We start from the raw sequence: 10,101 nt of genomic DNA on the forward strand, positions 1-10,101 counted from the left end.
CGACTCGCGCGCGGGGGCCGACCACTTCCTCCGCACGGTGGGCTGGACCAAGGGAGTGGTGTGGATCAACGGCTTCCTGCTCGGCCGCTACTGGGAGCGCGGTCCGCAGGAGACGCTGTACGCCCCTGCCCCGCTCTGGCGTGCGGGTGAGAACGAGATCGTCGTGCTCGACACCGACCGCCTGCCCGCGCGTGTCGAGATCCGCGAGCAGCCCGCCTTCGGTGCGACCGAGGAGTTCATCGGCACCTGATCGCCCTTCCGTTCCGTCATGAACCGCCCCGCCCGGATGTCGATCAGCATCCCGGGCGGGGCGGTCGTGCGTTCACGGGCGCGTGACGAAGTGATTGTTTGCGCACATTTGATGCGAGATCTTGTCACCAACGAGCATTACCCGTAGGGTGATTGCGCAAACACCCACTTCTCCCGGGTGTCGACCATGCGCACCGACGCGCCTGTTGCTGGAGCGTCGGATCGACCGGAAGGCCACCAATGGTGCTGAGATCCCCCGCCAGACCATCCCGACCACGATGCCTCGTCGGCTCCGTGCTGACGAGCGCGCTCGTGTTCGGCGGTGTCGTCGCCGCCGTCCCCGCCGTGGGCGCCGACCTGACGCCCGTGCCCAAGACGGAGTACCGCCTGCACGCGGTCTCCAGTGAATCGGCGGCGTACCCCGCGCCCCCCGCGCTCGACGGAACGGCCCTCGGGGCGTTCGACGGCGACTACAGCACGCAGTGGGTCTCGGATTACGCGAACAAGGCGCCGTTCCCGCACTGGATCGCCATCGACCTGCAGCGCGCGGTGTCGATCAAGGCGCTCGACTACTCGGGCAAGCGCGGTCAGCGCGTCGATGCGAAGACCGTCGAGGTCTACATCACCGACGACTCCGCCACCGCGAAGGGATCCCCCGCCGACGGCGGATGGGGTGCGCCGGTCACGACGGGGAAGCTCGAGGCGCCGACGTCCGACGCCCAGAAGCAGCGGATCGCCCTCGACGAAGCGGTCACGGGCCGCTTCGTCGCCCTGGTGATCGTCGAAGCTCAGGACATGAGCGGCAACGGCGGCGGTGCCGGCGAGATCGAGGTGCTCTCCGATCAGGTGATCCCGCCCATCACCGAGCCCGAGCAGCCGACCACCCCCGAGATCCCGGCCGATGAGGTGCACCGCATCTCGGCCGGCGGCACCACGGCATCCGTCGACAAGGCGTTCCCGCGGATCCGCGGGTACGAGGTCGGCGAGGCGGCATTCGCCGGTCAGCGCACCGGTGGCGACGCCTGGGCCGTCAACGGCAAGACCTATCCCGCCGAGACGGTCGCGACCGCCTCGGCCACGAAGGTCGACTACGTGTCGATGCTCGCCGGGGTGGACGTCACCGTGCACAGCACGGTTCGGGTCGCCGACGACGGCACCGTGCACTTCGCGGTGACGAAGATCACCGGCGCAGACACCGTCAACACCCTGGCTGTGCCCGGAAATGCGTTCCTGTCGGCTGGTGCCGGCGCGACGCTGGATCGCACGACGGTGAGCCCCGACAGCACGACGAACGCCGACGAGCACATCTCCATCACCTCGTCGACCGCGACGAGCGACAAGGGCGCCGCCTACGCGTTCCTCGGCGACGACGCGCTGATCGGCAGCATCATCACGAACGCGACGACGCAGGCATCCGCGAACAGCGCCTCGTGGAACACGCGGCTCACCACGCGCATCACCGACACCGACGGCCGCACCGCCGAGATCGGCTCGAACGCCTGGCTCGTGCATCCCACCAGCGCGGTCGACGACCGGGTCACCACCTACGAGCTCCCCCGAGTGACCGTGATGTTCACCGGCGACCGCAACGGTGACGAGGTCGTCGACTGGCAGGATGCCGGCATCCGCTACCGCGAGGTCGACGCGCCCCGCAAGGGAGCCGAGCGCGTCGCCGAGCGTGTGGTCAGCCGCATCCCGTTCAACTTCGCCTCGAGCGCGACGAACTACTTCGACCTCGTGCTCGACAACACCAAGCGCATCGCCAACCAGACCGACGGTCTCGGGCAGTGGGTGCTCAACAAGGGCTACGGCAGCGAAGGCCACGACTCGGCGAACACCGACTACGGCGGAAACTACAACGAGCGCGCCGGCGGCCTCAGCGACCTGAATCACCTCGTCGACGAGGGCGCCGCGCTGAACGCCGACATGAGCGTGCACGTGAACGCCACGGAGATCTACCCGCAGGCGAACTCGTTCGACAGCGCGATCCTGCAGGGCGGGGCGCCGTACGGCCCCGGCTGGAACTGGCTCGACCAGTCGTTCTACATCGACCAGCAGGTCGATCTCGGCACCGGGCGCGTGCTCGACCGATTCGAGGAGCTGGCGGCCGAGGCCCCGGGCCTCAGCGGCGTCTACGTCGACGTGTACTACTCCAACGGCTGGGTCGCCGAAGAGCTCGCGAACAAGCTGAACGACCTCGACCTCGAGGTCGCGACCGAGTGGGGCGACAAGTTCGTCGACAGCTCGGTGTGGGCGCACTGGCCCAACGACCTCGCCTACGGCGGCAAGACGAACAAGGGCATCAACTCGACGATGGTGCGCTTCATCCAGAACGGTCAGGCCGACATCTGGAACGACGACGCCCTGCTCGGCCAGCAGCGCCTGGTCGACGCCGAGGGCTGGGTCGGCAACAGCAACTGGGACGGCTTCCTCGGCAACGTGTGGACCCAGAGCCTGCCGACCAAGTTCATCCAGCAGTTCGACCTGCTCAGCTACGCGGCGGGCAGTGCCGCCACGCTGACCGACGACGTGAAGATCGCGATCGACGGCGGAACCCGCGTCATCACCATGGATGGGGCGACCGTGCTGCGCGGGGACTCGTACCTGCTGCCGTGGCAGACGCTCGACTCCAACGACCAGGCAGGCTCGCCGGTCGATGCCGACAAGATGTACTTCTACTCGGCGTCCGGTGGCGAGAAGACCTTCGGTCTGACCGGTGCGTTCAGCGGCAACACCGCGTTCGACGTGTTCCAGCTGACCGATCAGGGGCGTGAGAAGGTCACGACGGCGAACGCGGTCGGCGGCAAGCTCACGCTCACCGGCGAGGCCGGCGTCGCGTACGTGGTCGTGCCGCAGGGCGGCGCAGAGCGCGCAGGCGTCGCGTACCACGACGCCGGTCTGGATGACCCGGGGTTCAACTCCGGTTCGCTGGACGCCTGGCATCCGTCCGGTGATGTCTCGCTGGCCCGCACGTCGCACGGAGACGGCAAGGCCGACCCGACCGGCGACAACGTCGCCGTGCTCGGCGCCGGTGAATCGTCGATCAGCCAGACGGTCACCGGGCTGACCCCCGGCGAGCGCTACAGCTTCTCGGCTCAGGTGCAGATCGGCCACGACGCCCTGCGCGACGTGACCGTGTCGGTCGATGCCGGGGCCGGTGCGGTCACCCGCACGTGGAACCTCTCGCCGACGTACAACTACATGCGCGCGGACTCGAAGTCGGGGCTGCACTACCAGCGCGGAGCGGTGTCGTTCCTCGCACCGGCATCGGGCGAGGTCGAGGTCGCCGTCTCGGCGGCCGACGGTGAGAGCACGGTGCGGGTCGACAACGCCCGCATCATGCGCGACACCACCGCGCCGCACGCGGCCGGCACCGTCTACTCGAACGACTTCGAGGGCAACCAGCCCGGCTGGGGTCCGTTCGTGAAGGGCGACGCCAACGGCATCGACGACCCGCGCACGAGCATCTCGCACAAGCAGGACCCGTACACCAGCGCCGAGTGGCGCAACACGGCGAAGCCGCACAACCCGCAGGGCTCCGAGCCCGGCCGGGCGGTCGATTCGGTGCTGTCTGGTGGCAGCTCGCTGATGTCGCACTCCGAGAACACCGGTGTCGTGTACCGCACCGACCCGACCCTCGTGGCTCTGCAGCCGGGTCACACCTACGACATCTCGTTCGACTACCAGGTCGGCGCCGACGGCGCCTACCGCTGGCTGGCCGGCACCGACACGATCGCTGGGGGCGAGCTGAGCTCGGCCGTGCTGTCGCGGACCCCGATCGCGCAGGCGCTGCAGACCGAGCGTTTCACGCAGACCGTCGCGGTCGGGTGCGGTGACTACACGTGGGTCGGGCTGGAGCGTCTGGCCGGTCCCGCGGTGGACTTCATCCTCGATGACTTCACGGTCACCGATCGCGGCGAGACGCCCGGCGGCACCCCGTGTGCTGCGGTCACGGCCGACGGCGCGGTGCTCAGCCCCGGCACGCAGGCCTCGTTCTCGACGACCTTCACCAACAGCGAGCGCGTCGACGTGCAGAACGTCGGTGTGCAGCTCGACCTGCCCGAGGGCTACGAGGTGCAGGTCGCGGAGGGCTCGTCGAACGTGTTCGACGAGGTCGCTGTCGGCGAGAGCGTGCAGACCGTCTGGCTCATCACTGCTCCCGCCGCGGATGCCGGCAAGACGATCCCCGTCGGGGTCGCTGCCACCTACCGGGCCGACTGCGACGTGCGCACGGTCAGCGCCGAGCTGAGCGCGAGCGTCGCCCAGCGTGCGCGCATCCCGCACACGCAGATCGGCGTGACGGCGAGCTCTGAGGAGACCGCGGGTGAGGACGGGCGCGCGGTCAACGTGCTCGACGGAGATCGCTCGACGATCTGGCACAGCCGATGGAGTACGGACCAGGCGTCGTACCCGCACGCGCTGACCTTCGACCTCGGTGCACCCGCACAGGTGGACGGCGTCTCGTACGTGCGTCGCGCGGCGAACACCAACGGGCCGATCAAGGCGTACACCGTGGAGGTGTCCGCTGACGGCACGACGTTCACGAAGGTCGCCGAGGGCGAGTGGAAGAACGTCGCCGAGCAGCAGGACGTGTCGTTCGAGGGCACGGAGGCGCGGTACGTGCGGGTGACCGCACTGTCGTCGATCTCGGGCACGCCGTTCGCTGCGGCAGCCGAGATGGGCATCTACGGTGTCGGCGCCGCGCAGGAGGGTCATGCGCCCGCCGAACGCCCCGCCGACGAGATCGGCGAATGCACGCCGCCGGCCGTCGACCCCGCGCTGGTGCTCGGCACGAAGAGCGTCGCGGCCGGCAGCACCGTCAAGGCCGATCTGACCGGCTTCGCGCCGGACAGCGCGGTCACCTTCTGGCTGGACGATCAGCGCCTCGCGCAGGCCGCCGTCGATGCCGAGGGTGCCCTGTCGACGAACCTGCTGATCCCCGCCGACGCCGCAACGGGAACGCGGCGTGTTCTCGTCAAGGGTCAGGACGGTGAGACGCTCGCGTCCGCTGAGCTGAAGGTCACGAAGGCTCCGGCGACATCGGAGCCGACTCTGACGCCGGCCGTGGATTCGGTGCGCGCCGGAGCGAGCCTCGACGTGCAGCTGCGCGGCTTCGAGGTCGGCGCCGCGGTGCAGCTGTGGCTGCACTCGGAGCCCGTGCGGGTCGGCGAGGTGCGCATCGGCGAGGACGGCACCGCAGTCGCGACTGTGATCGTGCCGGCGACGACCCCGGTCGGGCGGCACGCGCTCGTCGCGACGGACAGCGCCGGTGAGGAGATCACCCGCGCTGACCTCTCGGTCACGGCCGCGCTCGCAGCGGACGGGACCGACGGCGTCTCGGGGACTCTGCCGATGACCGGGCTCGACGGCATCCTGTGGTCGAGCATCGCCATCGGCGCCCTCGCGCTGATGACCCTCGGCGGAGTGCTCCTGGTGCGTCGCCGCCGAACGAGCTGACACACCCGTCAACGGCGGCTCCGGACACGGTCCGGAGCCGCCGTTGACGCATCTGTCTCCGGTTACGGCCGTCCGGTCGGGCTCCGAGCCGCGCGTGCACCTAAGGTGAGTGCATGACTGCGCGCGAGAGCGTACCGGCACCCGGCCCCGACGACGGCGACGCCGACTTCGTCCTCTCAGGGGGAACGGTGCTGACCATGGATCCGCGCCGTCCCCGCGTGGAGGCGGTCGCCGTCCGCTCCGGACGGATCGTCGCGGCGGGTGGGATCGACGAGGTGCGGGAGGTCGTCGGGCGGCGCACCGAGCAGCTCGACCTCGGCGGTCGCACGCTCATGCCTGGACTCGTCGACCCGCACATGCACTCCGCCCTCGTCCAGCTCGCCGACTGGGTCGACATCAGCCCCATGACGACGCCGGACGCCGATGCGATGCGGGAGCGTCTGCGCACTGCGACGCCGTCCTCGACGGGATGGGTGCTGGCCCAGCAGTTCGACCCCAGCATCACCGCCGGCGACCCTCGCCTTGACCGCGACGTGCTCGACCGGCTCATCCCCGACCACCCCGCACTGGTGCTGGAGAGCAACGGACACATCGCGTACGCCAACTCCGCTGCGCTCCGGGCGGCGGGGATCGACCGCCACAGCGATGATCCGCCCGCCGGGCGGTATCAGCGGGATGCCGCCGGTGAGCTCACCGGCCGACTCGAGGAGTCATCCGCGGTCGCGGCGTTCGTCAAGGGCTTCCCGCCCCTCACCACGGATGGGCTCGCCAGCCGCATCCGGGATCTGCTCGAACACGCCGCCTCCACCGGCGCCACCCTGCTGCACGACTGCAGCATCGGCGCGATGGACGGCGCGGCCGACCTCGACGCGCTGCGCCGCGCGATGGGAGAGGACTCGCCGGTGCGGTACCGGGGCATGCTCGTCTCCACCGCGTACGACGTGTGGACGCAGCTGGGGATGCGTCCCGGTGACGGCGACGACATGTTCCGGGTGCACGGCATCAAGGCGTGGTCCGACGGCTCCAACCAAGCGGGCACCGGATACCTGCGCGAGCCCTATCTCGGCACGCACTCGTGCGGCGCGCTGAACCACTCGCCCGAGCAGCTCGCCGAGATCATCGGGCGTGCTCACGCCGATGGCTGGCAGATCGGTGTGCACGCCAACGGGGACGCCGCTATCGATGCGACCATCGACGCGTACGAACGGGTGCTTCGCGCCCACCCGCGGGACGATCACCGTCACCGTCTCGAGCACTGCAGCATCCTGCACCCCGAGCAGATCGCGCGCATGGCGGCTCTGGGCCTGTCGCCGTCGTTCCTGATCGGACACGTCCGCTGGTGGGGCGCCGCGTTCCGTGACCGCCTGCTCGGCCCCGCGCGCACCGCGCGCTATGACCCGTGCGCCTCCGCCCTGCGCGGCGGGCTGCGCATCTCGCTGCACAGCGACTGGAATGTCACCCCGCTGGAGCCGCTGCGCTGCGTGGAGGATGCGGTGACGCGCATCATGGCCGAGAACGGCGATGTGCTCGACGGCGACGAGCGCATCCCCGTCGAGGCTGCGCTGCGCGCCGTGACGATCGACGCTGCCTGGCAGTGCCGGGCGGATGACATGACCGGGTCGATCGAGGTGGGCAAGTACGCTGACCTGGTGCTGCTGGAAGACGACCCGACCCGCGTCGATCCCACCCGGATCAGCGGCATTGCGGTGTCGCAGACGCTGGTCGCGGGCCGGACGGTGTTCGCGCGATGACACCGGATGCCCCTGCGCAGAGCGGATCAGCGGTGCCCGGAGCCGTGTACGGTGTCGGCTTCGCCGCGGTGTGGGTGTTCGGCTTCGTCATCCTGCGCATCTTCGCCGTCTCCGGCTACGACTGGAACACGGCGTTCCTGGTGAGCACGACCATGAGCCTCGACGACGGGGTATCGCTGCTGTTCGGCTCGCTGATGGCAGGGGAGCAGCTCACCGCGGCGCTGATCACCTGCGCGGTGCCGCTGCTGGCGGCGGCGGCCCTGTGGGGCGGCCGCGAGCGGCGTGCCACTCTCGCACTGCTGACGGGGCTGGGCGTCGCCCTGATGGTCGGGCTCATCGTCAGCGAACGGATCTGGTGGCCGCTGCCTGCCACGGCCGCGCTGTTCGGCATCCTCGCGCTCGCGCGGCTGCTGCCCCGGGCCCGGGGACTGCGGCGCGGTCTGAGCGCCCTGCTGGCCAGCATCGTCTGGCTGATCCCCGCGGCTGCGCTCGTGCTCGCCGCGGTGATCCCCACCCCGTGGCTGCCGGAGGAGCGCATCGTCACAGCGGACGGGCCGGTGCGCGGCTATGTGCTGAGCGTCGACTCGGGATACCTGAACGTGCTCACTGACGACCAGGAGTTCGTCATCCTGCTCACGTCGGACGTCATCTCCCGGGAGTGAGGGCGGATGCTGTCGCACCAGCGCGATCCCGCAGCGCCTGCCCGCTGGGATGATGGGCGGATGAGCTCTTCCGCCGCCGCTGCCGTCCGCGTCGATGCCGAGTCCCGCGCGATCGTCGTCGCGGGTCTCGGCGCTCTGACCGGGCTGATCGGCGGACTGATCGTCTTCGCAGGACGCCTGGTCGGACTCGCCGAGGGCGCACTGCCGGTGGGATCGTTCGCGGCGCTGGTCGCCGGGATCGTCGGCATCCCCGTCTTCGCGATCACCTACGTGCGCGCCGACCGGCGCCGGGGAGTGGAGGCCGGTGTCCCGCGCCGCTCCCGGCTGCGGCGCGCGATCGACGTGGTCGGACTCACCCTGACGGCCTGCGGCATGGTGATGCTGCTGATCGCCACCCTGTTCTCGATCGCGCAGCTCGCGTTCCGCTACCTCGAGATCGATGCCTTCGCGGCCGCGGTGCTCACCGCCGGCGCGGTCGCGGCGAGCACGTACGCGCTGTCGCTGCTGGCCTCCGACATCACCACGCAGCGCGTGGCAACGCTGCTGGCGATGTTCCTCGCCGCGGGCACGCTCTCGAGCATGCTCTCGGCTGAGGACGAGCTCTGGTGGCAGAACAATTTCTCGGCACTCGGGATGCGGCAGGTGAGCGGGTCGTACGCGTTCAACGTGACCGTCATCCTCTCCGGTCTCGTGCTGATCACGCTCTCCGGGTACCTCACCCGGGATCTGCGGGTGCGCAGCCTCAGCTACGCGGTGCCCGCACGCGGCGTGGGCATCGTGCGGTCCCTGCTGATCGTCGTCGGCGTGGCCTTCATGGGCGTGGGCGCGGTTCCGGTGGATGTCAGCCAGCTGCTGCACAACATCTTCTCGATCGGCCTGATCATCGCCTTCGTCGCGCTGATCGCGGCCTGCCCTGCCCTCATCGCCGGGCTGCCGCGTGCCTTCGTCGCGGCCAGCGCCGTGTTCGTCGCCGGGATGGCCCTGATCGTGGTGCTCTGGGTGCCGTTCGGCTACTACAACCTCACGGCGGTCGAGCTGCTGGCGGTGGTGGTGGTGTTCACCTGGCTTGTGCTCTTCACGCGAAACGTCTCCACCGGGCAGCTGCCCGGTGGAGACGCTTCGCTCGATGTCTGAGGTCGGTCAGCCCTTGACCGCCCCGGCCGTCAGGCCCGAGCGCCAGTAGCGCTGCAGGGTGAAGAACAGGATGATCAGCGGCACCACGCCCAGCAGAGCGCCGAGCATGACGGCTCCCTTGTCGGGGGAGAAGTAGCTCATCATTCCGTAGAGACCCAGTGTCACAGGCTTCAGCTCTGCGCTGGAGACCATCAGCAGCGGCAGCAGGAAGTTGTTCCACGTCGCGACGAAGATGAACAGGAAGATCGTCACCATCGCGGGTCCCAGCAGGCGCAGCACGATCGTGAAGAAGATGCGGATCTCGCCCGCCCCGTCGATCCGCGCCGCCTCGAGCAGCTCGGTCGGGACCGAGGACTGCGCGAAGACCATGCCGAGGAAGACGCCGAACGGCGACACCGCCGAGGGGATGATGATGGCCCAGATGGTGTTCGTCAGCCCGAGCGCGTGGAACTCGATGTACAGCGGCACGGTGAGCAGCGCCACCGGCAGCAGCAGACCGCCCATGATCACTCCGACGGCGATGCGCCGGCCGGGGAAGACGAACTTCGCGATCGCATAGCCGGCCATGACCGCGACGAGGGTGCCGATGACTCCCGCGCTGACGGAGTACAGGATCGAGTTCGCGACCCAGCGCCAGAACAGCCCCTGCGTCCAGCCCATCAGGCTCTCGTAGTTCGCGCCGAGGTTCCACTCGGCGAACCAGAACCCGAAGGTGGAGGTGAGGTCGGCGTTGTTCTTCGTCGACGCCACCAGCAGCCAGAACACCGGTACGAGGAAGTACAGCATCGCGATGACCAGCGCGATGACCCCGAAGGTGCGGGCCAGGGGGCCGGGGGCGATCGATCGCG

Annotated in this window: 5 protein-coding genes and 1 pseudogene; 5 read left to right on the forward strand and 1 reads right to left on the reverse strand. The window is 69.6% G+C overall.

Translation table 11 applies throughout. The features are described from left to right. The 5 genes and pseudogenes from RT309_RS02040 to RT309_RS02060 all read left to right on the forward strand — a co-directional run. Window positions 1–250 (forward strand): annotated as a pseudogene (locus RT309_RS02040) (beta-galactosidase); the annotation flags it as partial. Window positions 251–543: 293 nt separating this feature from the next. Continuing rightward, window positions 544–5,706, forward strand: a complete 5,163-nt coding sequence (locus tag RT309_RS02045; RefSeq protein WP_313354871.1) for an endo-alpha-N-acetylgalactosaminidase family protein — start codon at window positions 544–546, stop codon at window positions 5,704–5,706. 113 nt (window positions 5,707–5,819) lie between these two features. Next, the gene (locus RT309_RS02050) at window positions 5,820–7,457 is read left to right on the forward strand and encodes an amidohydrolase (RefSeq protein WP_313354873.1); all 1,638 of its coding nucleotides are present in this window, start codon (window positions 5,820–5,822) and stop codon (window positions 7,455–7,457) included. Window positions 7,458–7,489: 32 nt separating this feature from the next. Beyond that, complete coding sequence (locus RT309_RS02055; RefSeq protein WP_313354875.1) at window positions 7,490–8,119, forward strand: hypothetical protein; 630 nt, start codon at window positions 7,490–7,492, stop codon at window positions 8,117–8,119. A gap of 60 nt (window positions 8,120–8,179) precedes the next feature. Next, window positions 8,180–9,253 (forward strand): hypothetical protein, encoded by a 1,074-nt coding sequence (locus RT309_RS02060; RefSeq protein ID WP_313354877.1) that lies wholly within the window; start codon window positions 8,180–8,182, stop codon window positions 9,251–9,253. 6 nt (window positions 9,254–9,259) lie between these two features. Here RT309_RS02060 and RT309_RS02065 read toward each other — a convergent pair. Further along, window positions 9,260–10,101: carbohydrate ABC transporter permease (locus RT309_RS02065; RefSeq protein ID WP_396654398.1), on the reverse strand; the 842-nt coding region annotated here is incomplete at its 5' end.

The organism is Microbacterium sp., assembly GCF_032084865.1.
GTDB lineage: Bacteria > Actinomycetota > Actinomycetes > Actinomycetales > Microbacteriaceae > Microbacterium.

What these genes read in the sequence shown, in the direction of transcription:
- RT309_RS02050 (WP_313354873.1), top strand. Translation starts at nt 5,820, where the DNA reads ATGACTGCGCGCGAGAGCGTACCGGCACCCGGCCCCGACGACGGCGAC.
- RT309_RS02060 (WP_313354877.1), top strand. Translation starts at nt 8,180, where the DNA reads ATGAGCTCTTCCGCCGCCGCTGCCGTCCGCGTCGATGCCGAGTCCCGC.